The sequence below is a fragment of the Streptomyces sp. NPDC048172 genome (assembly GCF_043202595.1).
Classification (GTDB): Bacteria; Actinomycetota; Actinomycetes; order Streptomycetales; family Streptomycetaceae; genus Streptomyces.
In genome coordinates, this window is record NZ_JBIDAT010000004.1 from 243845 (window position 1) to 267698 (window position 23854).

The following is a 23854-nucleotide window of genomic DNA, read 5'->3' on the forward strand; positions in this document are numbered from 1 at the left end:
GGCGGCGGGGAGGAGCGCCGCGACAGGGAATGTGCGCGGGGGTGTTCTCCCTCTCGCGAAGCCCCCGCCGCCGGGCGCCGGGCAGGCTCACCCGTTCCGGCGGTCCGGGAAGCGGCGGTCCTGGAATCCGAACCACTCGAACCAGTTCATCGCGAAGAAGACGTCGCCCGTGAACTTCAGCCGCCCCGCGACGAACACCTCGTCCGCGCGGCTCTCCCCCGTCGCCAGCGCGACGAGGTCCCGCAGCTCCACGCCGACCGTCACATCGGACTCCTGGCCCGCGACGAACGCCGCGCAGTGGCCGTTGACGACGGAGAGATAGCGGTGGCGGACGCCCAGCGGGGTCACGACCTCGTGGCGGAAGGTGCCGGAGCGGCCCACCGCGCGCTCGGGGCGGAAGCGGTGGCGGAACCACGCGCAGAGCAGGTCCAGCAGCTGCTCGACCTGCTCCGCCGAGGGCAGCGGATCGGCTCCGTCCACCGCCTCGCCCGCCGCCCGTACCCGGGCGGCCGGTCCGGCCGTCCCCTCAGCCTTCTCGTCCGTGTTCTCGTCCGTGCTCTCGCTCGCGGTCCCGGTCACTCCCAGCCCTCTCCTCCGGTCACCTCGACCTCGTAGACCCCGAACGGCACCGCGTAGCGCAGGTCCCGGTAGGGGCGCAGCGGGGCCGTGTCCTCGCGGTGCCCGGGGCTGCGCTCCCAGCTCCGGAACGCCTCAAGGTCTGTCCATCTGCTCATGAAGATCACCGAGGTGGGATCGTCGGGCGAGCGCAGCAGCTCGCTGCCGAGCAGCCCGGGGACCTCGGCCATCCGCTTGCTCAGCACCCGGTACGCCTCGCGGACGGCCTGGAGCTGCTGGTCGTCGTGCACGGCCTGGTGCACCAGCACCCGCACCTCGCTCACTTGATCCTGCCCTCCCCCTTCGACCAGACGTAGAAGGGCTCCGCCAGCGCGTCCTTCGGTTCCTTCCAGTGCGGGTCGTAGGGCGACAGGCACTGGTTGAGGCGGGTGTTGAGGTCGTCGACGAGGGGGTGGCTGCGGGCGTGGTAGAGCTCGGGGGTGAGCTCGCCCTCGGTCTCGGCGAGGTGGAAGTACAGGTCGTGGAACGAGTAGAGGGTCCGGTGGGAGACCCCGGCCATGAGGGGCAGTTCGCCCGCGTCCGACTCCTCGAAGATCCGGGCGATGGCGTCGGCCTTCCCCGGTTCCATGCGCGCCACTATGAGCGTTCGGTACGCCACCGTCGGCCTCCTTCGCGGGGGAGAGATCCTGCCCGTACCACCGTGCCAAGGCGCACTGGAGCCCCACTCGACCCTGACTCCAGTGGTCGGGTGGGCGACGGGTCAGCGCAGGGGGCCGGTGATGACGGGGCGGCGCAGCGAGGCCTCCTGGGAGAGCAGCAGCGGCCTGCCGATCAGCCGCCCGCCGTGGCGCACCCCGCCGGCGTGGGCGCCGAAGCCGCCGAACGGCCGGTTGCCGTCCTCGACGTCGTGTGCGGTGGTGTTGCGCAGCAGCGCCGCCGTGCCGAGCGTCTCGCCCGTCAGCCGAGGCTCCCCCAGCACGGAGGCGTACCGTCCGCGCTCCAGCTCCAGCGGGTCCCTGGCCCACTCGCGGATCAGCGCGGGGTCGTCGTAGGGCACGAGGCAGAAGACGGGGGTGAGGAGTTCGGGCGGGTGGAAGCCGGGGCTCTCGGGGAGGACGAGCAGCGTCGGCTCGACGAGCATCCGGTCCGGGTCGGCCGTGCCGCCCGTCACGACGTGGTCGCGGTGCTCCTCCAGGAACCGGGCCGTGCGCTCGACCGCGTCGCTGTAGATCATCGAGGTGAGGACGGTGTCGGGCCACGTGCGTACGCCCACGGTGAGCACCGACAGCTCGGCGCGCAGCCGCTCCACGAGCGCGTCGAGCCGCAGCCGGTGCACGAAGATCACGTCGGGGCAGAGCCTGTCCTGGCCCGAGTTGTGCAGCCGGGCGCGGAGCACGGCGCGGCACGCGGCGGCCGGTTCGGTGCGCGGGCCGACCACCAGCGGGTCGGGCGCCGGGCCCAGGGCGAGGAAGAGGGGGCGCTCGCCGATCGCGGCCATCGCCGCGTGCGCGTCCTCGGGCACGCCCCAGAAGACGACGGCGTCGGACTCGGCGCAGACGGGCGCGAACTGCTGCGGGGTGGCGTCGGTGAGCTGCACGTGCTCGGTCAGCGCGGGGTCAAGGTGGCGGGTGAGGGCCTTGTGCAGCGCGTTGGCGGTGTGCTGGGTGCGCTCGGTGGGGCGCAGCACGACCTCGTCGGCGTAGAGCGCGGGCACCAGGCCGTGGACGACGTACGCGTACAGCAGGTTGTGCGGCGGCAGGAACGCCGAGATCCGGGTGTGCTGCGGCGGTTCGTGCCGGGCCAGTTCGCGGGGCGCGCCCGCCAGCGTCGCGACCGCGCGCAGCAGTTCGTCGCGCGCGCTGCGGTGGGTGGCGACGCGGGTGAGCACCGACAGCAGCGCGTCGCCGTGCTGGAGCAGGGCGCAGGCCGCGGCGGCGGCCCGGCCGTGCGCGGCCTCGAAGTCGGGCCAGTTGCGGGTGAAGGACTCCAGCACGGGCATGAACGGCTGGTTCATCGGTCCTCTCCTCCGGGTCTCCCGGCCGGTCCCGCGGAGCGCGCGCCGGGTGGCGCGCCCTCCGCGGCCTCGACCTGCCTTTGAGACCGCCAGGCTAGAAATCGAGAAATGAACCCGTGCGCCCTGAACTGTCGTACAGGCGCCGAGCAGAGCATTTCGCGGAACTCTCGGAACACGCCTGACGCCCGCTCAAGGACCCCTGGGGCCCGTCCGTCCGACCCGGGAGACCGCCCATGAATCTCGTCGAGACGACCGGAACCACACGGACGCCGGTCCCCGCGCTGGCCTCCTACTGGGACACCGTGCGCGAGGCGTTCCCCGGCGGCGGACTGCCACCGCTGGACGACGCGCTGCGCGACTACCTGTCGGCCGCCGAGGCGGCCGTGCTGCCGCTGCCCGACTACCACGGGACCCGGCTGCGGCTGCTCGACCTGTGCCGCAACCCTGCGGCGCCGACCGCGAAGAGCCTGGGCGCGCTGGTGACCGTCGCCCGCGCCGTCGCGCATCTGCGCGCCACCGCGGGCACCGGCGAGTCCGTCACGCTGCTCGCGCCCTCCTCCGGGAACGGCGCGACCGCGCTGCGCGACGCGGTGCTGCGCGCCCACCGGCACGGCCTCGCGGACCCCGGGCGGTTGCGCGTGGTGTCCCTGGTGCCCGCGCGCTCCCGTACCAAGGTGTGGGACTCGGAGCTGGGCGCGCTGCCGGGGCCGCGCCGCCGCAACCCGGCGGTGGTCTGCCACGGTTCGGACCCCGAGGGCGTACGCGGGCTCGCCCACGCGTACCACCGGGAGTACGCCGGGAAGCTGCGCCAGGAGTACGGCAGCGCGCTCTGGCTCGTCCCCGGGCTCGCGGGCGACCGCGCCGCGGGCGCCGTGCGCGCGCTGCTGGAGCGGGACCTGATGGCCGCGCCGCCGCCCGGCGGGCGCGTGCACGCGCAGGCGGTGGACGGCGCGGCGGGGCTGCTCGGCCACCACGACGGCACGCTGCTGCTCCCCGGCGTCCCCGGGGCGCACCCCCCGCCGCGCTACCACCTCGTCCAGCACCTCAACGCCCCCGACCTGGTGCTGCACCTGTGCTTCGGCTCGTTCTCCCGCGCGCCGATGCCCGCCTACGCGTACGACGCGGCGCGGCGGCTGCACCTCCAGTCGGCCGATCCCCGGTTCCCGTACGCCGCGCACAGCCCGGACGAGGTGCTGGAGCCGACGTTCTTCACCCGCGCCCCGGCCACCGCCGGGGAGGTGACCGCGCTGGTGCGCGGGAGCGGCGGAAGCGGCTCGGTGGTCTCCGCCTACGAGTGCCTCGCGCGCTACCCGACCGTCCGCTCGCTGCTGCGCGCCGCGGGCGTCGAACTGCCCGAGGCGCCCGGCAGGCTCCGCGAGTGGTCGCTGGTGATGGCGCTGACGGGGGTGCTGTGCGCCGTCGACCGGGGGGTGCTGAGAGCCGGCGGGGACACGGAGGTGCTGGTGCACCACACCGGCGGCTGGACCGCGCACGACGGCGCCCCGCTGCCCGACGGGCGGCTGCGCTACGCCGACGCGGTGGAGGAGCTGGACACCATCGTCACCGAGGCACTGGAGGAGGAGCGGCCATGACGGCGCCCGGTCCCCCGTCGTTCTGCCACGAGCCGGGCGAGATCGCGGCCCTGCTGCGAGCCGAGGGCCTCGCCGGGCCCGGCCCTGACGCTGGCGCCGGGCAACACGCGCTGCCCGCAAGCCCGTTCGTGCTGCCGCGCCGGTCCTACGACGAGCTGTTCGGCATCAGCAGGCTGGTGCTGGCCCTGCTGCGCCGGGCCGCGCTCGCGCGGGGCACGACCTGGCCCGCGCGGCTCGCGGCGCTGGGCGCGCGGGCCGCCGACCACCCGCTGCTGTCCGGCATGGACAACACCGAGACCAGCTACTGCGCCATGATGGCGCGCCCCGACATCGTGCTGAGCGCGGACGGCCCCAAGCTGCTCGACTTCCATGTGGGCGGCGCCTTCCGGGGGGCCGTGGAGGCGGAGGGGCTGACGCGGGTGTGGCGGCGCGTCCACACGCCGGAGGGCGGCGGCGGGGAGCCGCCGTTCACCGGGCACGATCCGCTGGCGGTCAGGGCCGCCGCCTTCGCCGAGGTCTGCGCCCGCCGCCGGCTGCCGCGCGCCGTCGCGGTCATCGGCCGCGCCGCCGACCTCGGACCGGACGGCGCGGAGCGCGAGGTCGCGGGCTTCCGCGCGCACGGCTTCACGGCCGACTTCTTCGAACCCGGCGCGCTCCCCGAGGCCCTGGGCCGCCCGGCCCGGCTGCGCTACCCGCTGGGGCTGTGCCGCTTCTCGCCGACGGCCTGGGCCCGCGAGGGGCTCGCCACGGCGCCCGTACGGGACGCGCAGCACGCGGGGCTGCTCCTGCTGCCGCCGCAGAGCAGCGGGCTGCTGGCCGACCGCAGGGTGCTCGCGCTGGTCTCGGAGGGGCTGCCCTGGATGACGCGGGGCGAGCGCGAGCTGATGGAGCGCTGGCTGCCCTGGACGCGGCTCACCCTCGCGGGCCGCACCACGTGGCGGGGCAGGGAGCGGGAGCTGCCCGAGGCCGTGCTCCAGGAGCGGGAGGCGTTCGTCCTCAAGGGCGCCGTGCCCGGCACCGACGGCGTACTCGTCGGGCGGGACACGGAGGAGGCCCGGTGGCACGAGGCCGTCGGGGACGCCTTCCGGCGCGGCGACGGGGTGGTGCAGGAGTACGTGGAGCCGCTGGGCTCGGAGCTGGAGCTGACGGACGGCGACGCGGTGTGGACCGCGCGGGTGACGGCCGTCTTCGGCCCGATGCTCTTCGCGGGCCGCCCCGGCGGCTGCTGGGCCCGCTGGACCGTGTCGGCCCCCACGGGGCGGACCCCGGCGGGGACGGGCGGCCAGAACGTGGTGCTCGCCTGGGTGCGGGAGCCGTCCGGCCGCCCCGTGGGGGCTCAGCGGTCCTGAAGCGCGCGCAGCAGGCCGCCGCTCCCGGCGAGCGCGCCGTCGGAGAACGGCGGCAGCGGCAGGGCCAGTTCGTCCGACGAGTCGAGCACCGCGCACTGCAGGCGCTGGAGGTCGGGCGAGGGGTCGAGGCCCAGTTCGCGGGAGAGGACGCCGCGCAGCCGCTGGTAGACCTCCAGCGCGCTGCCCCGGCGGCCCGAGCGGTACAGGGCCAGCATGAGCTGGGCCTGGAGCCCCTCGTGCAGCGGGTGCTGCGCGGCCAGCCCGGACAGCTCGCCGACCAGCTCGTGGTGGCGGCCGAGCGAGAGGTCCACGTCGATGCGCTGGTTGAGGATCCCGAGGCGGGACTCCTCCAGGCGGGTCGCCTCGATCTCCAGCAGCGGCCCGCACTGCACGTCGACGAGCGCGGGGCCGCGCCACAGGTCGAGCGCGGAGCGGAAGGAGGCCGAGGCACCCACCAAGTCCCCGGCCTCCAGTGCCCGGTGACCCGCTCCGGACAGCCTGTCGAACTCCGATACGTCGATCCTGCCGCCCTGGGTGTCGAGCAGATAGCCGCCCGGCTCCGTGACCAGGACGCTCTTCGCGCCGTGCGGCAGATCGGCCGGTGGCGTCTCGCCGAGGACCGCCTCGATGAGGTTGCGCAACTGGAGCACGTAGGTCTGAAGCGTCGTCTGCACGCTGCGCGGCGGCGACTCCCCCCACAGCTCCTCCACCAGCGAGGCCACCGAGACCACCTGGTCCGGGTGCATCGCGAAGAGGGCGAGGACCTTCCTGGGCTTGACTGCGGTGGGGACGACGGAGACTCCCGACTGCACGACCCTGCACGGTCCCAGCACGCTGATGTCCATCTCCCGACTCCCTTCGGTATTCCGACGTCGGGGGCCCGATGCTCACGACCCGTGCTGGACAACCGGTCGAGATCACGTGGAGGGCGCCCCGGCGGAGCCCCTCACCCGGCGATGACCGCCGTCGCGCCGGGGCCTGCGGGGGCGGGTCCGCTCCAGACGTTCAGGGCGTTCTCGCCGCGCAGGATCGCCTGGTGCAGGCGGTCGAGGTGGGGTGAGGGCTCCAGTCCGAGTTCTTCGACGAGCGTTCCGCGGAGCCGCTTGAAGGCGATCAGCGCGTCCGAGGAACGGCCGTCCTGGTAGAAGGCGATCATGAGGAGCCCGTGCAGGTTCTCGTAGAGGGGGTAGCGCCCCCGCAGGGCGCACAGCTCCCCCAGCACCTCGCCGTGCCGGCCGAGCCGGAGGTCGGCGGCGATCCGGCGCTCCAGCGCGCTGAGCCTGCCCTCCTCCAGCCGCGTCACCTCGATGGCCAGGTGCCGTCCGTGCGGCAGGTCCGCGAGCGCGGGCCCCCGCCACAGCCCCAGGGCCGTGGTGAACAGCCGGGAGGCGGACTCCATGTCGCCCGTCTCGTAGGCCGCGTGGCCCTGGTGCGTGAGCCGGTCGAACTCCAGCGCGTCGACGTCGGCGGGGTCCACGTCGAGCTGGTAGCCGCCGTGCCGCGTCGCGAGCATCTCCTTGTCGCGGGCCGCGTCACGGGGAGCCGCCTCGCCCTGTCCGTCGCCCAGCGCGAGGCGGAGCCTACGCCGCAGCTGCAGGATGTACGTCTGGATCGTGGTGGTCGCGCTCCGGGGCGGATCGGCGCCCCACACCTCCTCCATGAGGTCCGGCACCGGCACGATCCGGCGCCCGTTGAGCGCGAGCAGCGCCAGGATCTGCCGTGGCTTGGCCGCGCTCGGCACGATCGGGACACCTGCCGTCTCCGCGTGCAGAGTGCCCAGCACTCTGATGAGCATCCGGTGCCTCCTGTCAGAGAAGAAACCCGCTTGGGAGACTTCCACCCCGCCGCCGGAGGGACCAGTGAACAACTCACGATCATGGGCCTGAACGTCCGCCGGAGCGGACCGTGAATTCTTCACATCCAGGTTCGTGACCGCTCCACTACTCCATCACCTGGTCACATGCCCACACTTTTCCTTGCGCAGCCGACCATCACGTTCGGGCCACTCCCCACCACACGACAACCGATCACAGACGGGAGAACCACGATGACAGGTCACGCGCTTTCGACGGACTGGCGGTTCGCGGAGCTGACCGCGCAGTGCCATCTCGACCCCGTGCTCGCCGTGCGTTACGCGGTGGAACCGCGCGACGTGCTCGCCGAGTTCGGCATCGATACCGACGAGGAGACCGAGATCCCCGCCCTGCCCGCCGACGCGGGCTCCGAGGTGACGATCACCAGCCTGGACAGGCGCGAGTGCGTGCCCGTCATGGTCCGCGCCACCGGCCCCTGCTGGGGGGTACCCGTGCCGTTACGGACCCTGTGAGCCGTAGATGGACACGTACACCCGGGTGGGGTTCAAGCGCCATCTCACCCCGGCGGTTGTGCCGGACGACGCGACCTATCTGGTCTCCGAGCAGGGCGTCACCGCGCTTGAGGGTGATGCCGTGGCCATGCTGGCTCCCCTGCTCGACGGCAGCCGCGATCTCCCCGCGTTGGTGCGGGAGACCAGAGGGCTGCTGTCTCCGGCACAGCTCGGCGGCGTGCTGGGAGCTCTCGCCAGGGCCGGCCTCATCGGCCGGTTCGGGCCCTCCCCGCGCCCCGGTTCCCAGGACGCCCACGCGGCGTTCTGGGAGGCCGCCGGGATGGACGGGGGACAGGCGGCGGGGCGGCTCTCGACGGGCCGCGTCCGGCTGCTGGAGCTGTCGGGGTCCGGTGAGGGCCTGCTGACGGCCGAGGCCTTCGCGACCGCGGGCATCGCCCTGACGGCGGACGAGGAGGCGGAACTGACCGTGGTGCTCTGCGAGGACTATCTGTGCGCCGGGCTCGCGGACATCGACGAGGCGCAGCGGGCCGCCGGGCGGCCCTGGCTGCTCGCGAAGCCCTCGGGGGTCACCCCGTGGATCGGCCCGGTCTTCCAGCCGGGCACCGGGTCCTGCTGGCACTGCCTGGCGCACCGGCTGCGCCATCACCGGCAGTCGGAGCTGTATCTCGGGCAGGCGCTGGGGCAGCGCGCGCCGCTGGCGCCGCCGCGCGCGGCGACGGCGGCGAGCAGGGCGATGGCGCTGCATCTGGTGACCCTCCAGTCGGAGAAGTGGCTGGCCGGATTCCGCGACGGGAGCCAGGCCTCGGTGTGGACGCTGGACAGCCTCCGGCTGGACTCCCGGCGGCACGCCGTGGACCGCAGACCCCAGTGCTCCGCGTGCGGGGATCCGGGGCTCGTGGGACGGCGGGTGCGGGGGCCTCTCTCGTTCACGTCCCGGCCCAAGCGTTCGGTCTCGGGCGGCGGGCACCGTTCGCTGCCCCCGCGGCAGGTCCTGGAGCGTTACGAGCACCTCGTGGGCGACGTCACGGGTGTGGTCCGTACGCTGCGGCGGGATCTGAACTGCCCGGAGGGGCTCAACTCCTACGTCTCGGGCAGCAATCCGGCCGCGACGGGCGGCGGGCTCACCTCCTTCCGCAGCGGGCTGCGCGGGCAGAGCGGGGGGAAGGGGGTGACCGAACTCGATGCCAAAGTCGGGGCGCTGTGCGAGGCCCTTGAGCGATATTCGGCCACGCTGCACGGCGACGAGCCGGTGGTGCGCGCGAGCCTCGCCGAGCTGGGGGACGACGCGATCCACCCCAACCGCTGCCAGCTCTACCACGAGCGGCAGTACGTGACGCGGCACGAGTGGAACGCCGCCCGTCCACGGTTCCAGTACGTCTGCGAGCCGTTCGACGCGGACGCCCCGGTCGACTGGACCCCCGTCTGGTCGGTGACCGGCGGCAGACACCGGCTGCTGCCGACGCGGATGCTCTACTTCGACACCGCCGGAGAGCCGGGGCCGACCTACGTACTGGCCGACTCCAACGGCAACGCGGCGGGCAGCAGCCTGGAGGACGCCGTGGTCCAGGGGTTCCTCGAACTCGTGGAGCGCGACGCGGTGGCCCTGTGGTGGTACAACCGCACCCGCGCTCCCGGCGTCGATCTCGACTCCTTCCACGACGGCGAACTCGACGCGATACGCGCCGCCTACGCGGAGCTGCACCGGGAGCTGTGGGTCCTGGACCTCTCCTCCGACCTGGGCGTGCCCACCGTCGCGGCGCTCTCCCGGCGGACCGACAAGCCGCAGGAGGACATCGTGTTCGGCTTCGGCAGCCACTTCGATCCCGCGCTCGCGGTGCGCAGGGCGGTGACGGAGATGAACCAGTTCCTCTCCGCCGTGCGGCACGGGCCGCCCGCCGAGGATCCCGAGCTGCTCGACTGGTGCCGGCGAGCGACGCTGGCCGGGCAGCCTCATCTCGCGCCGGACCCGGGGGCCAGGGCCCGCCGGATGCCGGAGTACGGCTACTGTCCGCGCGAGGACCTGCTGGAGGACATCCACGCCGCCGAGCGGATGGTGCGCGCCCGCGGCATGGAGCTGCTGGTGCTGGACCAGACCCGGCCGGACCTCGGCATCCCGGTGGTGAAGGTGCTGGTGCCCGGGCTGCGGCACTTCTGGGCGCGGTTCGGGCCCGGACGGCTGTACGACGTACCGGTGGAGCTGGGGCGGCAGACGGCGCCGACGCCCTACGAGCAGCTCAATCCGATACCGGTCTTTGTCTAGTTATGGCGCTCTCGTGCGGCGACGCCCCGCTTACTATCCCGCCAAGGCCAAGGGTCTGAACGGGGAGAAGCACAGGTGTGAAGACTCACCAGGCACAGGAAGAGCGAAGCCTCAGCTTCGCCTCGTCCGAGGCGTCGTCGCCGGGTCTGCAGGGCGGGGAAGCGCGGTCCGCGGTCCGCATCTCCTACGCCCTGCTCGTGATCGTGCTGTGCGGAATCTTCTTCTCCGCCTCGCTGCACCTCGTCTACATCGGCGGTTCGCTCCTCCAGATGGCGCTGGGCACCGTCGCGATCGCCGGGCTGTTCGTCACGCAGGTGCTCCGTTCGGCCCCGCGCAAGACCAAGCTGTCGCAGCGCAAGCTGTACGTCGTGCTGGGCGCCCAGGCGGTGCTCGTCTATCTGCCCGTGCTGGTGCTCGGACAGTCCTGGATCAGCCTGCCCGGCCTGCTGGCCGGTTCCGTGCTGCTCACCCTGCGCCGCCCCTGGTCGTGGCTGGTCGCGGGAGCGGTGTGCGTCAGCGTCTCGGTGCTGGCCCTCAGGCTCGGCTTCACCTACAACGAGGGGCTCTACCTGGGCGTGGCGAGCATGACGACCGCCGCCGTGGTCGTCGGGCTGACGCTGCTCTCCCAGATGGTGGTCCGGCTGCGCGCCGCGCAGGAGGAGATCGCCCGGCTCGCCGTCGAGCAGGAGCGGCTGCGTTTCGCGCGCGACCTGCACGACCTGCTGGGCTACAGCCTCTCCGCGATCACGCTGCGCAGTGAGCTCGCGCACCGCCTGGTCGACACCGATCCGGCGCGCGCCAAGCGCGAGGTCACCTCGGTGCTGGAGGTCTCCCGGCAGGCCCTCTCCGACGTACGGGCCGTCGCCCGCGACTACCGCAACATCTCGCTGCCCGCCGAGGTCTCCTCCTCCGTCTCGGTGTTCGAGGCGGCGGGGATCGAGGCGGAGGTCGACACCTCGCTGGAGGGCATACCGAACGCGGTGGGCACGGTGCTGGCGACGGTGCTGCGCGAGGGCATCACCAACGTGCTGCGGCACAGCAAGGTGCGCCGCTGCTCGATCACGGTGACCGTGCTGGGCGGCGCGGCCGTGCTGCGCCTCGTCAACGACGGGGTGACCGAGCCGGACGGCCCGCCGGTCCCCGTGGTGGCCCCGGCGGACGGGAACGGGCTCACGGGCAACGGGATCAGCAACCTGAGCCTCCGGCTCGCCGCGATCGGCGGCACGCTCTCCGCGCGGGTCCGCAAGGACGGCAGGTTCCATCTGGAGGCGGTGGTCCCGCTGGAGACCGGCGCGCCCGACCGCCTGGACCCACCGGTCGAGGAGCTGCCCAACACGGCGTGAGGCCGGTGGAGTTCAGAGGTTCAGAGCCAGCCCTGCTCGCGCGCGATGCGGATGGCGTCGACCCGGTTACGGGCGCTGAGCTTGATCACGATGGTGGTCAGGTAGTTGCGCACCGTCCCGATCGAGAGGAAGAGGCGCCCGGCGATGTCGGCGGCCTCGGCGCCCTCGGCGGCCAGCCGCAGCACCTCCGTCTCGCGCGCGGTGAGCGGGTTCTCGCGGGCCGACCAGGCGCCGAGGGCGAGTTCGGGGTCGATGACCCGCTCCCCCGCGTGGATCCGGCGGATGGCGTCGGCGAGCTTGCTGGGCGGGGCGTCCTTCAGCAGGAAGCCGGAGACCTTGGCCTCCAGGGCACGGCGCAGATTGCCCGGCTGGCCGAGGCTGGTGAGGATCAGCGCGCGGCAGGCGGGCAGCTTCTCGTGCACCTCGGCCGCGGCCGTCAGCCCGTCCATGCCCGGCAGGTCGATGTCGATGACGGCGACGTCCGGGCGGTGCGCGAAGACGGTGGGCAGGATGTCGTTCCCCGAGTCGACCTCCGCGACGATGTCGATGTCCGTCTCGATGTCGAGCAGGGCCACCAACGCCCCCCGGACCATGTGCATGTCCTCGGCCATCACCACTCTGATCATTGTCGAGTTCCCCCGCGGCACTCGGCCCGCACGTATCCCGCTGGTTCCGCACTCAGGCTGCTGGTTCGGTATGCGACGATACCGTCCCGTCCGCGTGCCGGACAGCGGCTTGAGTGCAACCTAAGGCCAAAGCAGTGCCGTGAGTGTAGGCCGTTAGTCGTGGCGGCTCCGTTGCTCCGCGAGCGCCGCGTCGAACAGGGCGACGCTGACCGTGTAGGCGCGGTCCACCACGCAGGTGTGGAAGGTCCATTCGTCCCCCGTTCCCCGGGTGCCGTCGGGCCTGAGCACCGAGGGGTTGCGGTCCTGCGGCCCGAAGCCGAACTGGGTGAAGCGGAACCGCATGCCCTGCCCTATCGCCTTGCTGTAGGCCTCCTTGAGCGTCCAGAGCCGCACCAGCGCGCCGTTGCGCCGCTCCTGCGCGATCCGCGCCAGCATCCGCCGCTCGTGCGGTGTGCAGACCTGCGCGTCGGTGCCCAGGCCCAGCATCGGCCGGTCCTTGGCCTCCGCGTCCACCCCGATCCAGCCGCGCCGGGTGAGCCCGACGAGCAGCAGGTCCTCGGTGTGGCTGAGGCTGATGTCGATCCGGCCGGGGCCGCGCAGATACGGGCGCCCGCCCGGCCGGTAGGCCAGCTCGACGGCCTCGGGCGTGGCCCCGACGGCCGCGCACGCGACGTGCTTGAGGAGCAGCCGGGAGGCGATGAAGCGGGCCTTGATCCCGCGGTGCGTCATCGTCCGGCAGCGCGCGTGGTCCTCGCCCAGCAGCCGTACGAGCCCCGGCGCCTCCAGGTCGGGCGGCGTCCAGTCGCCGAGCCGGGCGTGCACGAGGACGCTGCCGTGCTCCTCGACCGCGCGCCGCACGGGCTCCCAGGAGGCGGCGGGCCCCGTGGAGCGGACGGGGCTGGCGAACGCGGCGGCCTCCGGCTCCGCCACCTTCCGCATCAGGCGGACCCCTGCCCGTCACCCGCGTCCGGCCCGTCCGGCCACTCCGCCCCGTCCGGCTCCGCCGTCACCACGTCCACGTACGCGACGAGGGAGGCCACGTTCCCCATGGACGGGAGCATCTCGGGCAGCGAGATCTCCCGCAGGGTGGGGAAGTCGTCCTCCAGCCGGTTCTTCAGCTCCAGCAGCATCACCGAGTCGAAGCCCAGGTCCTCGTAGAGCCGCTGGGAGGCGTCGAGTTCCTCCCCGCGCAGCCCGGCGATCCCGGCCACCACCTCGTGCACACGCCGCTCCGTCATCCCTGCTCCCCTCAGCTCCTGGAAGCCCTCAGGCGTCGTCGCCGTACGGGCCTCCGGCGAACGGCTCGTCCCCGTACGGGCCGCCCCCGGCGCCGCCGCCCGAGCGGCCGCCGTCGACGGCGACGAGCTTGCGCACCTCGGGCGCGACGACCTCGTGCAGGGGCTGGATCTGCCCGTCGAGGAAGAGCCGGCGCATGGCGGTGCGCTGGAGCTTGCCGCTGGTGGTGCGGCGCACCGTGCCGGGCCGCACGAGGAGCACGTTCTCGGCCGCCACCTCGAACTCCTTGGCCACGCACGTCTGGACGGCCGCCGCCAGCGAGGTCAGCTCGGCGTCGAAGTCCCGCCCCGTGCGCACCTCCTGGACGACCACGACGTGATCGCCGCCGGACTCCACGGAGAACGCCGCGCTGGAGCCGAAGAGCGCGCTGACACGCTGCACGCTGCGCTCGATGTCCTGTGGGTAAAGGTTCCTGCCCCCGACGATGAGTACGTCCTTGAGCCGCCCGGTGAGGAAGAGTTCGCCGCCGTCGAGCAGGCCGAGGTCGCCGGTGCGCAGAAAACCGCCCGCGCCGTCGCTGGTGGTGGCGCGGAAGGCGCGCGGGTTCTCCAGCGGTCTGTTCCAGTAGCCGTGCGCGACGCTCTCGCCCCGCAGCCACACCTCGCCCACCTGCCCGTCGGGGAGCCGCGCGTGGCTCTCCGGGTCGACGACGCGGACCTCGCAGTCGCGGGGCAGCCCGCAGCTCACCAGGGTGCGCGCGGGCCGGTCGGGGCGCGGCTCGCGCAGCCGGTGGTGCTCCAGGCTGCGGGCGTCCGCCACGCGTTCGCGGACGCGGCTGCCGGGCACGCCCCCGGCGACGAGGAGGGTCGCCTCGGCCAGCCCGTAACAGGGGTAGAAGGCCTCGCGGCGGAATCCGGCGGGGGCGAACTTCTCCGCGAAGGCGTCCATCGTCTCGGCGCGCACGGGCTCCGCGCCGTTGACGGCGGTCACCCAGCGGGACAGGTCCAGGCCCTCGGTCTGCTCGGGGCGCACGCGGCGCACGCACAGCTCGTAGCCGAGGTTGGGGCCGCCGCCCGCGGTGATCCCGTACTGGTCGACCATGCGCAGCCAGCGCACGGGCTTCTTGACGAAGGTGACCGGCGGCATCAGCACCCCGCTGGTGCCCAGCCACAGCGGGTGCAGCAACTGCCCCACCAGGCCCATGTCGTGGTGGAAGGGCAGCCAGCCGCCGACGCGGGCGGCGGAGTCCGTGCGCAGCGCCTGCTGCAGGGCGCGCTGGTTGGCGAGCAGGTTGCGGTGGGTGACCATCACGCCCTTGGGCTCGCTGACCGAGCCGGAGGTGTACTGGAGATAGGCCACGTCGTCGGGGAAGAGCCCCGGCTCCTCCCAGGCCGCCTCCGTGCCGACCTGGGTGCGGTCGGTGGCCAGGCACGTCACCTCGGGGTGGCCGATGTTCGCGAGGAGCTGGGAGACGGCGGAGGCGTTCGCGGCGTCGGTGAGCAGATAGCTCACGGAGGCGTCGCGGACGATGTTGGCGACGCGCTCCACGTTCTGCCGCGCCCCGCCCAGCGGCGGCGCGGGCACGGCGACGGCCCCGGCGAGGAGGCAGCCCAGGAAGCTGCTGATGAACTGCCGCCCGTCGCCGTGCAGGATCAGCACGCGCTGCCCGTGGCAGCCGCGCTCCTGGAGCCAGGAGGCGAGCCGCATCGCGCGGGTCCCCAGCTCGCCGTAGGTGAGGGGGGTGGCCGAGAGGGACTCACCGCCGACGTCGCCGTGGCGGTCACCGTGGCGGTCGCCCCGGCGGTCGCCGTCCGCGTCCCCGTCCTCGCGCACGCGGACGAACTGATAGGCGTCCCTGTCGGACAGTTCCGCCATCCTCCGCACGACGAGCTCGGTGAAATTCCTCGGCCCAGCCATCTGCGCCCCCATAGCCGACGATGTGTGACTCATCATCTATGGCCAGAGGGTGACCGTACTCCCTCAAGTACGCCTCTAATGCGTGTGGATGTACCACCTGAAGCATTCAGCCGAGCCGGAGCGCGGCGTCTATCAGGGGCACGTGGCTGAACGCCTGCGGGAAGTTGCCCACCTGCCGGCGGCGCCCCGTGTCCCACTCCTCGGCGAGCAGCCCCACATCGTTGCGGAGCGCGAGCAGCCGCTCGAAGAGGCGGCGGCCCTCCGCGCGCCGCCCGATCAGCGCGAGGTCGTGCGCGAGCCAGAACGAGCAGGCCAGGAAGACACCCTCGCCGCCCGGGAGTCCGTCGCCGCCGACGGACTCCGAGCCGTCCTGCTCCACCGGGTAGCGGCGGACGAAGCCGTCGTCGTTCAGCTCACGCTGCACGGCCTCGACGGTCCCGACGACTCGCGGGTCGTGCGGCGGCAGGAAACCGACCTGCGGGATCAGCAGCAGCGAGGAGTCCAGCTCGCGCGAGCCGTAGGACTGTGTGAACGTGTTGCGGTCCGAGTCGAATCCCTTGGCGCACACCTCGCGGTGCACCTCGTCGCGCAGCGCCCGCCAGCGCCCGACCGGGGGCTCGCCCGGCAGCCTGCTGAGGCGGCGCACCGTGCGGTCGGCGGCGACCCACGTCATCACCTTGGAGTGGACGAAGTGCCGCCGGGGGCCGCGCACTTCCCAGATGCCCTCGTCGGGCTCCTGCCAGCTCGACTCCAGGTAGTTCATGAGCTTCATCTGCAGGACGTGGCCGTCGTCGTCGCTGGACAGGCCCGAGGTCTGGCCCAGGTAGAGCGCGTCGACGACCTCGCCGTACACATCGAGCTGGAGCTGCCCCGCGGCGCCGTTGCCGATACGGACGGGGCGGGAGTTCTCGTAGCCGGGCAGCCAGGGCAGCTCGGACTCGGCCAGCTCCCGCTCCCCCGCGACCCCGTACATGATCTGCAGGTTGCGCGCGTCCCCCGCCACCGCGCGCAGCAGCCACTCGCGCCAGGCCCTGGCCTCCTCGTGGTAGCCGGTGCGCAGCAGCGAGGAGAGGGTGATGGCGGCGTCCCGCAGCCAGGTGTAGCGGTAGTCCCAGTTGCGGACGCCGCCGATCTCCTCGGGCAGCGAGGTCGTCGGGGCCGCGACGATGCCGCCGGTCGGCGCGTAGGTGAGCGCCTTCAGCGTGATCAGCGAGCGCATGACGGCCTCCCGCCAGGGGCCGTTGTACGTGCAGCGGTTCGTCCAGTCCTCCCAGAACCGCTCGGTGTCGCGCAGCAGCGCCTCCGCGTCGGGGCGGGGCGGCGGGCGCAGATGGGACGCCTGCCAGGTCAGGGTGAGCGCGGTGCGCTGCCCCGCGGTCACCGTGAAGTCCGCGTACGTCGTCAGGTCGGTGCCGTAGGTGTCCGCGTCGGTGTCGAGCCACAGCGAGTCGGGCCCGGCGACGGCGACCACCCGGTCGGGGCGCCGGTTGCCGCCGTGGCTCTCGCGGCGCACCCACGGCACGATGCGTCCGTAGCTGAACCGCGTCTGGAGCACCGAGCGCATCCGCACGCTGCCCGTCAGGCCGTCCACGACGCGCACCACGCACGGCGCCCCGTCCGGCGAGCCCGAACGGCCGCGCGGCGGCATGAAGTCCGTGACGCGCACGGTGCCGCCGGGGGTCTCCCACTCCGACTCCAGGACGAGCGAGTCGCCCCGGTAGCGGCGGCGGGCCGCCGGTCTGCGGCCCGCGACGCACTCGGCGGGCGCCAGCCGCCAGGAGCCGTGCTCGTCCTCGCCGAGCAGCCCGGCGAAGACCGCCGGGGAGTCGAAGCGCGGCAGACAGAGCCAGTCCACCGAGCCGTAACGGGAGACGAGTGCGGCCGTCCGCATGTCCCCCACCAGCGCGAAGTCCTCGATGAGTGCAGCCACAACACGCTCCCGACGCCGCCGTCCCGATCAGTCGTCCGGAGCGTATGGAGGGGTCCTCAAGGCACGCTCGGACGCCTCACGGCGTACGACGGAGCACGGGCGCGGCGCACGGCGCAACGCCGTGCGCTCTGCCTCCCCTCCCTCATTTCTCAAGCGTCGCGGGCCACCTTGGCCCGGCCCCGCAGGACCACACAGAGAACTACGCAGAGGATCCCCATGGAGAGTGTGTCCAGGCCGCCTGTAGCGAGCCTTTCCGCGCCCTTGCACGGCACCTTCCTCGGACCGCACCACCTGCTCTACCAGCCGGACACCCCGGAGGGGTTCGTGCTGGGCGCGGTCACGCCGGTACGCCAGCGGTTCGCGTTCTCCGCCGAACTCCCGGGCGAGCACCCGCTGTTCACGGACCTGGCGGCGCCCTTCCACGACCTGCTGCTACCTGTCGAGTCGCTGCGGCAGGCGGCGCTCTTCGCCGCGCACCAGTACTTCCGCGTCCCCGAGCGGCGGCACGCCGTGATCGCCGAGGGCGGCGCCACCGTCACCGACCTGACGCCCTGGCGGCGTACGCACGGGGCGAACGGCTCCCAGGGCGCGCAGCTCGCGCTGGAGCTGGAGCTGACGCCGGTCGACGTGGTGCGGGGCGTGCCGCGCGGCCTGGAGGCGGACGCCGTGGTGAGCATCGGCGGGCACCGCTGCGCGACCGCGCGGGCCCGGCTGGTCTTCGCCACCCCGGGCGTCTACCGCAGCCACCGTGCCGCCGGGCTGCGCGAGAGCGCCGCCGCGACGGCCCAGGAGCGGGTCCGTACGTCCGACGGGGCGCCCGAGCCGCACCAGGTGGGCCGCGTTTCGGCCCGCAACGTGCTGCTGGGCCCGCCCACCGAGGACCCCGGCGGCGACGGCCCAGGGCCGGACGACGGGACGCTGCTCTTCCCCGTCGACACGCGCGCCGCGGCCGAGGCGCTGCAGGCGATGCCCGGCGAGCTGCCCCCGGCGCTCTTCCTGGAGGCCTCGCGGCAGGCGGCGCTGGTCGCGGCGGCGGGTCGGCACGGCTTCGCCCCGGCCCACTCGGTGATGACGCACTGGCACGCCTCGTTCCGCGGCTTCGCGGAGCTGGGGCATCCGCTGTGGTGCGAGGTGCGGCACCACTCCCGCGCGGGCGGCGGCGGGGAACCGGCGCGCGACGCGGGCGACCGGCCCACCAGCGAGTGGCGGCTGGTCTTCTCGCAGGGCAACCGCACGGTGGCCCGGATCCACGCCTCGGTCCTCCAGGACTGCCAGTAACAGACGAAGAACACCGCACGACAGGCACAGCACGACAGGCACAGCACGACTAAGGGGGAGCACCGTGCGTTTCCGCGTTCTCGGGCCCGTGAGCATGGCGCCGCGCACGCCGTCGGCGGCCAAGCCGCGCGCCGTCCTCGCCACGCTGCTGGTCCAGAACGGCAGCGTCGTACCGGCCCACACCCTGATCGACGAGCTGTGGGCCACCGAGCCGCCGCGGACCGCGGCCACGACGCTCCAGGTCTACGTCTCGCAGCTCCGCAAGGCGCTCGGCGGCGACAGCGACGGCGGCGACAGCGACGGCGGCGAGACCGCCGGGCAGCCGCTGCTGACCCAGCCGCCCGGCTATCTGATCCAGGTGGGCCCCGACGAGCTGGACCTCAACGTCTTCGAGTCGCTGCGCGCCGAGGGCCGCACGGCCTACGAACGGCGGGACTACGCCAACGCCTCGCTGCTGCTGGGCCGGGCCCTCACCCTGTGGACCGGCTCGGCGCTCTCCGGCATCCCGCACGGGCCGTGCCTGGAGACGAACGCCGTACGCCTCGACGAGCTGCGCACCGAGGTGCTGGAGCAGCGCATCTCCGCCGATCTGTGGCTGGGCCGCCACCACGAGCTGACCGGCGAACTCATGGCGCTGGCCAACGAGCACCCGATGCGGGAGACGCTGCACGCGCACCTCATGGTCGCGCTCTACCGCTCCGGGCGGCAGTCCGACGCGCTCGGCGCCTACCAGCGCGCGCGGCGGGCCCTCATCGACGAGCTCGGCGTCGAGCCGGGCCCCGTCCTCACCCGCCTGCAAGAACGTATCCTCGCCTCCGACCCCGCGCTCGCCTGGCAGGAGGAGCCGCCTCCGCCACCCCCCGTCCCCACGCGGGCGGCCCCCTCCGGCGCCCCTCCCGCGGACCCCCCTCCCGGCCCGGGGCCCGTGCTGTGGCTGCCGCCCGCCGCCTCCGACTTCACCGGACGCGGCGAGGAACTGGCCTCCGGCGGCCGCATGCTGGCCGAGGCGACGGGGGGCGGGGGCGGGGACGGCGGCGCACGCGTCCTCGCCGTCTCCGGGCGCGCGGGCGTCGGCAAGACCGCGCTGGCCGTACGCCTCGCACACGGCGCTGCCGAGTCGTACCCCGACGGGCGCGTGCTGCTGCGGCTGCGCGACGCGGGCGGCCGGGCCGTGACGCCCGCCGCCGCGATGACCACGCTGCTGCGCAGGCTGCGCCGCGAGGACCTGCCCGGCACGGCGTCGCCGCGCGGGCAGGACGAGCTGGCGGACCTGCTCTACCGCGCCACGGAGGGCCGCAAGCTGCTGCTCGTCCTGGACGACGCCGTCTCCGAGGGCCAGGTCCGGCCCCTGCTCGGCGCCCTGCCCGACACGACCGTCCTCGTCACCGGACGCCGCGCGCTGGGCGGCCTCGACGGGGTCCAGCACCTGGTGCTCGACGTCCTGGAGCCCCGCGACGCCGAGCGGCTGCTGCGCGAGGCCGGAGGACGGCGGATGGCCGAGGAGCCGCGCGCCACCGCCGAGATCGCCCGGCTGTGCGGCTGCCTGCCGCTCGCGCTGCGCGTGGCGGCGGCCGGTCTCGCGGCCCGCGCGCACTGGACGGCGCCGGGCCTGGCGCGGCGGCTGCGCGACGAGCGTACGCGCCTGGCGGCGCTCGCCCTGTGCGACCTGAACGTACGCGGCAGCCTGCTGACGGCCTGTCAGGAAGTGGGCGACGAGGAACGCCGCGCCTTCCGCCTCCTCGCGCTCGCCCCCCAGCCCGACTTCCCGCTGTGGACCGTCGCCGCGCTGCTCGGCACCGATCTCTCCGGCGCCGAGCGCCTCGCGGAGGAACTGACCAGGTCCCACCTCCTGGAGGCCCGCCGGGCGGAGGACGACGGCAACGGCGCGGTCGAGAGCGCGGTCGAGGGCTCGTCCGGCGCCGTACGCTACGGCTTCCCCTCCCTGCTGCGGAACCTGGCCGTCGAGATGCTCGACGAACTCGCCGCGGCCGAACCCCGTACGGCCCCGCGCGCCACCGAACGGCTCGGCCGCGCCTGGCTGACGCTCGCCCGCCACGCCGACGCGCGCCTCGCCCCCGGCCGCGACACGCTCGCGGGAACCGGGGACTTCCCGGACGAGAACGGCGCCGCGTGGGTCGGCCCCGCTCCCCTGCGCTGGTTCCGCGAGGAGTCCACGGGCCTGCTGGAGGCCGTACGCCAGTGCCACGCCGCGGGCCTGTGGCGGCTGTGCTGCGCCCTCGCCTCGGCGGCGGGCGGCTACTACGAGGCGTGCGCGCTCTGGGACGACTGGGAGACCGCACACGAACTCGCCCTCGACGCCGCGCGCCACGGCGAGGACGCCCTCGCCGAGGCGACCCTGCTCCGCTCCCTCGGCGACCTCGCCTGGCAGCGCCGCCGGCACGCGCGCGCCCTCGACCGCTACCGGCTGGCGCGGCACGTGGGCGGCGCGGCCTCCGAGGGCCGCTGCCTCACCGGTGAGGCCGACGTGCTGCTCGACCAGGGGCAGACTGCCCGCGCGTCGCGCACGTACGAGCGGGCCCTCGCCGCGAGCCGTGCCTCGCGCGACCCGCGCGGCGCGATGGAGGCCCTGCGCGGCCTCGCCTTCGCGGCGCTGCGCCGCGAGGACGTGGCGACGGCCCTCGACCGCCTTGCCGCGTGCGGGGCCGAGGCGGAAGCGCTGGGCGACAACCGCTGGGCGTCCTACGCACGCCGCGTCGCGGACCGCCTCCGCGAAACCCCCACGGGAGTCCCCAGCACCCTGGAAGTCCGCCCCGGAATCTGGCTGATCGCCTCACCCCACACGTAAGAGAGTGCCCCTGTCCGCACACCGCCGACTGCGGGTGCGTCGTGGCTGGTCGCGCAGTTCCCCGCGCCCCTGGCTCTCCCTGCAGCGCTTGGGAAGTCTGCTCCCTCCCCCCCCCCACTGTGCTTGGGAAGTCTGCGCAAGGCGCAGGGTTGGCAAGCGCAGCCCCCTTCGCCGGGTGCACCGGTGAAAGAGCCGGGTTCGGGGTGCCCCGGGCTGTGCTTCGCGGGCTGCGGCCGCGTCGTGGCTTGTCGCGCAGTTCCCCGCGCCCCTGAGGGAACCGGGGCAAGCCCCGAAGTCTTGAACCGGTCGCGCCCACGCGGCGGAGCCGCAAAACAAGCACAGCCTCGCGCCCCTGACGGGGCACAGTGCCGTGCCCCTCACAGCTCCTTCTGCAAGGTCTCGCGCAACTGGGCGTACGTGGGGGCCAGTTCGCGGAGGAGGTGGGCCGTCGTTCCGGTGTCCCCACGGGTGAGGGGGTGCTGGACCGCGCCCAGAAGGCGGGACTGGGTCAGCAGGAGGCGCGCGGAGGTGGGGAGGCCCAGGGGCAACAGGGACGTGGACGCGTCCGCCAGGCGTCGTACGCCGACGCGGACGGCGAAGTGTTCGAGGAGGCCCTGGACACCGGGGTCCAGGCCGTCCTCGACCTGGACGGCGAGGGCCTCCAGGGCCGCCGCGCCGCCCAGCGTGCCCGCGGGGACGGGGCGGTCCGCGCGGCCCCCGAGCCAGGCGACCGCACCGGGCAACACCGCACGCAGCGCTTCCTCCGCGGCGACCTCACGGACGCGGACGAAATCGGTCCGCATCACGTACGGCGCATCGGTGTACGTGACCGTGCTGCCCTGCCAGGCGGTGAGGAAGTCGCCCGTGGGGAGCGTCGCGTAGGGATGGCCGTGCGGGTCGTGGAGGAGGACGGAGTCCTCGTCGGCCTCCAGCGCGACCACGTAGTGGTCGCTGCCGCCGGGCTCGGGCGGCCAGGGCGTGCCCGGGTGGTAGAGGAGCATGCCCATGTCCACGGGCCCGACGAGGGCCGGGCCCCGCGCGCACGCGGCGCGGAGCCGGGCCAGGGCCTCCTCGGGCGTACCCCCGCACGTACGTGCGCAGCGCAGGCCGAGGAGGCCGATCGCGTCGTCGAGGCCGACCTCGGGGTCCCAGCCGTACGGGTCGAAGAAGGGCACCGTGCCGCCCGCCAGCTGGGCGCCGAAGGCGGAGCCGGTCAGCGTCTCGATGACGGACGGGCCGGGCGCCCCGGGCCCGAGCACCATGGCGAGGGAGTGCGTGTAGCAGTACGGGCCCGAGCCGGTGTAGTCGATGTCGTTCATGGGCCTACGGAAGGCCCTGACACCGTGGGAGGGTCAACTACTCCTCCGGCTCAGCCTGCTCGGCCTCCTCGGGGTGCAGGTCGCTCTCCAGCACCCCGAGTGCGGACAGGGTGCGCCAGGGCTGGACCGTCGGGGTCGTGTCGGGCATGGTTACGTCCTCCGCTCAGCGACAGGAAACGGCTGCGCAGCAGCGAGCCGAACAACCAGCGGCGCGTCGCCCCCAGATGGGACGGCGAGCCGTGCACGTCGTCGAAGACCTTGAAACGGATGTCGCCGGGCGCCTGCCGGAGCCGGGCGCGTTCGCCGGGCGGGATGATCTCGTCGCGGGCGCTGACGACGTAACGGACCGGGATCCGGATCGCGGCGAGGTCCGCGGCGGTCAGCGCGAACTCGGGCAGCACGGCGAAGAGCTGGTCCCGGTCGGCGGCGCCCGTCAGGCGCCGCAGGGTGTCGAGCGTGATGGCGGGCACGCCCGCGCGCCAGCCGGTGTCACGGAAGAAGTCGGTGACGGGCGCGCCGACGGTCAGCACGCGCCGGATCCGCGCGTCCTTGCCCGCGGCGCGCAGCGCGAGGTGGCCGCTGAAGCTGAGGGCCAGCAGCGAGGTGTCGGCGACCCGGGCGCGGCCCGCGAGGTGGTCGAGGAGCGTGGGCAGCATGCGCCAGGAGTCGGGCGCGTAGACGCACGAGTTCTCGCCGACGCCCGGCAGTTCCGTGACGACGGCCGCGAAGCCGATCTTGCGCAGCAGCGGCAGCAGCGGCGCCCACTGTTCCTTGACGCTGACGATGCCGCCCATCACGATCAGCAGCGGCCGGTCGCGGTCGAGCCCCGAGGCCCAGGCGCGGCAGGTGGCGTCGCCGGGGAGGGGGAACTCCAGGCGCTCCACGTCGTGCTCCCCGCGCCAGGTGTCGAAGGCGTCCACGCAGAGCCGCTGGGCGAGCCGGCGTTCCTCGTCGGCGGGGTACGGGAAGCGGGCCAGCGCATAGCTGCGGCAGGCGGCCAGGAGATCGCCGCGCCGGGACGCGGAGCGCCCCTCGGCCACCCATACGGAGGCCCATGAACGGGCGTCGCCCGGCGTGTCGTTGGCGATACGGGAGACGACGCGCGCCGCGTGCGCCGGGGCCATGCCCTGGCCCCTCGCGTGCAGCAGCGCGAATTCCTTCAGTTCCTGGAGGTGCTCCATGCCGACAGCGTCTCGCCGTCCCCTTCAGCGCTGGTGAAGGCTGAGTTGTGCGCCCCAAAGGGGCGCGGGGAACTGCGCGAGCAACCACAACGCACCGGCAG

Annotated in this window: 20 protein-coding genes; 7 read left to right on the forward strand and 13 right to left on the reverse strand. The window is 73.9% G+C overall.

The window, feature by feature from the left end; translation table 11 throughout:
- Positions 1-87 precede the first annotated feature (87 nt).
- The 4 genes from ACGF3A_RS18885 to ACGF3A_RS18900 all read right to left on the reverse strand — a co-directional run bounded on the left by ACGF3A_RS18885 (position 88) and on the right by ACGF3A_RS18900 (position 2590).
- Complete coding sequence (locus ACGF3A_RS18885) at positions 88-579, reverse strand: SCP2 sterol-binding domain-containing protein (RefSeq protein WP_393731153.1); 492 nt, start codon at positions 577-579, stop codon at positions 88-90.
- Positions 576-899, reverse strand: a complete 324-nt coding sequence (locus ACGF3A_RS18890; protein WP_393731154.1) for an antibiotic biosynthesis monooxygenase family protein — start codon at positions 897-899, stop codon at positions 576-578. The genes ACGF3A_RS18885 and ACGF3A_RS18890 overlap by 4 nt, the downstream gene beginning before the upstream one ends.
- Positions 896-1234 carry a TcmI family type II polyketide cyclase gene (locus ACGF3A_RS18895; protein WP_393731156.1) on the reverse strand — a complete coding sequence of 113 codons (339 nt, stop codon included), beginning with the start codon at positions 1232-1234 and terminating at the stop codon, positions 896-898. The genes ACGF3A_RS18890 and ACGF3A_RS18895 overlap by 4 nt, the downstream gene beginning before the upstream one ends.
- A gap of 102 nt (positions 1235-1336) precedes the next feature.
- Positions 1337-2590, reverse strand: a complete 1254-nt coding sequence (locus ACGF3A_RS18900) for an aldehyde dehydrogenase family protein (RefSeq protein WP_393731158.1) — start codon at positions 2588-2590, stop codon at positions 1337-1339.
- 233 nt (positions 2591-2823) lie between these two features.
- On the opposite strand from ACGF3A_RS18900, the gene ACGF3A_RS18905 reads away from it, so the two are divergent.
- Together ACGF3A_RS18905 and ACGF3A_RS18910 are read left to right on the forward strand one after the other, a co-directional pair.
- Entirely contained in the window at positions 2824-4182 is a 1359-nt protein-coding gene (locus ACGF3A_RS18905) for a DUF6002 family protein (RefSeq protein WP_393731160.1), read from the forward strand.
- Entirely contained in the window at positions 4179-5531 is a 1353-nt protein-coding gene (locus ACGF3A_RS18910; RefSeq protein ID WP_393731162.1) for a hypothetical protein, read from the forward strand. Before ACGF3A_RS18905 ends, ACGF3A_RS18910 begins: the two co-directional genes overlap by 4 nt.
- Here the strand turns inward: ACGF3A_RS18910 and ACGF3A_RS18915 are convergent.
- Positions 5519-6376, reverse strand: coding sequence for a BTAD domain-containing putative transcriptional regulator (locus ACGF3A_RS18915; RefSeq protein ID WP_393731163.1), 858 nt, complete (start codon positions 6374-6376; stop codon positions 5519-5521). The two genes, ACGF3A_RS18910 and ACGF3A_RS18915, sit on opposite strands and share 13 nt — an antisense overlap.
- Before the next feature lie 101 nt (positions 6377-6477).
- Positions 6478-7326: a BTAD domain-containing putative transcriptional regulator gene (locus ACGF3A_RS18920; protein ID WP_393731165.1), complete on the reverse strand. Its 849-nt coding sequence runs from the start codon at positions 7324-7326 to the stop codon at positions 6478-6480.
- 252 nt (positions 7327-7578) lie between these two features.
- Here ACGF3A_RS18920 and ACGF3A_RS18925 point away from each other — a divergent pair, with 252 nt between their 5' ends.
- The 3 genes from ACGF3A_RS18925 (at position 7579) to ACGF3A_RS18935 (ending at position 11460) form a co-directional block, all read left to right on the forward strand.
- Positions 7579-7857, forward strand: coding sequence for a hypothetical protein (locus ACGF3A_RS18925; RefSeq protein ID WP_393731167.1), 279 nt, complete (start codon positions 7579-7581; stop codon positions 7855-7857).
- A 7-nt stretch (positions 7858-7864) separates the two neighbouring features.
- Positions 7865-10117: a TOMM precursor leader peptide-binding protein gene (locus ACGF3A_RS18930; protein ID WP_393731169.1), complete on the forward strand. Its 2253-nt coding sequence runs from the start codon at positions 7865-7867 to the stop codon at positions 10115-10117.
- A 77-nt stretch (positions 10118-10194) separates the two neighbouring features.
- Positions 10195-11460, forward strand: coding sequence for a sensor histidine kinase (locus ACGF3A_RS18935; protein ID WP_393731171.1), 1266 nt, complete (start codon positions 10195-10197; stop codon positions 11458-11460).
- A 20-nt stretch (positions 11461-11480) separates the two neighbouring features.
- On the opposite strand, the gene ACGF3A_RS18940 is transcribed toward ACGF3A_RS18935, so the two are convergent.
- From ACGF3A_RS18940 to ACGF3A_RS18960, 5 genes are all read right to left on the reverse strand, one after another.
- Complete coding sequence (locus tag ACGF3A_RS18940) at positions 11481-12086, reverse strand: response regulator (protein ID WP_393731173.1); 606 nt, start codon at positions 12084-12086, stop codon at positions 11481-11483.
- A gap of 153 nt (positions 12087-12239) precedes the next feature.
- A complete protein-coding gene (locus ACGF3A_RS18945; RefSeq protein WP_393731175.1) occupies positions 12240-13025 on the reverse strand; it encodes a 4'-phosphopantetheinyl transferase family protein in 786 nt (261 codons plus the stop codon).
- Positions 13025-13324 carry an acyl carrier protein gene (locus tag ACGF3A_RS18950; protein WP_393731177.1) on the reverse strand — a complete coding sequence of 100 codons (300 nt, stop codon included), beginning with the start codon at positions 13322-13324 and terminating at the stop codon, positions 13025-13027. Before ACGF3A_RS18950 ends, ACGF3A_RS18945 begins: the two co-directional genes overlap by 1 nt.
- A 28-nt stretch (positions 13325-13352) precedes the next feature.
- Entirely contained in the window at positions 13353-15239 is a 1887-nt protein-coding gene (locus ACGF3A_RS18955) for a fatty acyl-AMP ligase (RefSeq protein WP_393731179.1), read from the reverse strand.
- 106 nt (positions 15240-15345) lie between these two features.
- The gene (locus ACGF3A_RS18960; RefSeq protein WP_393731181.1) at positions 15346-17169 is read right to left on the reverse strand and encodes a glycoside hydrolase family 15 protein; all 1824 of its coding nucleotides are present in this window, start codon (positions 17167-17169) and stop codon (positions 15346-15348) included.
- Between the two features lie 261 nt (positions 17170-17430).
- On the opposite strand from ACGF3A_RS18960, the gene ACGF3A_RS18965 reads away from it, so the two are divergent.
- Together ACGF3A_RS18965 and ACGF3A_RS18970 are read left to right on the forward strand one after the other, a co-directional pair.
- The gene (locus ACGF3A_RS18965) at positions 17431-18447 is read left to right on the forward strand and encodes an AfsA-related hotdog domain-containing protein (protein ID WP_393731183.1); all 1017 of its coding nucleotides are present in this window, start codon (positions 17431-17433) and stop codon (positions 18445-18447) included.
- Between the two features lie 64 nt (positions 18448-18511).
- Complete coding sequence (locus ACGF3A_RS18970) at positions 18512-21253, forward strand: BTAD domain-containing putative transcriptional regulator (protein WP_393731185.1); 2742 nt, start codon at positions 18512-18514, stop codon at positions 21251-21253.
- A 377-nt stretch (positions 21254-21630) separates the two neighbouring features.
- Here ACGF3A_RS18970 and ACGF3A_RS18975 read toward each other — a convergent pair whose 3' ends face one another.
- Complete coding sequence (locus tag ACGF3A_RS18975) at positions 21631-22572, reverse strand: hypothetical protein (protein WP_393731187.1); 942 nt, start codon at positions 22570-22572, stop codon at positions 21631-21633.
- A 50-nt stretch (positions 22573-22622) separates the two neighbouring features.
- On the reverse strand, positions 22623-23753 hold the full coding sequence (locus tag ACGF3A_RS18980) for an alpha/beta fold hydrolase (protein WP_393731189.1): 1131 nt from the start codon (positions 23751-23753) through the stop codon (positions 22623-22625).
- Positions 23754-23854: the final 101 nt, after the last annotated feature.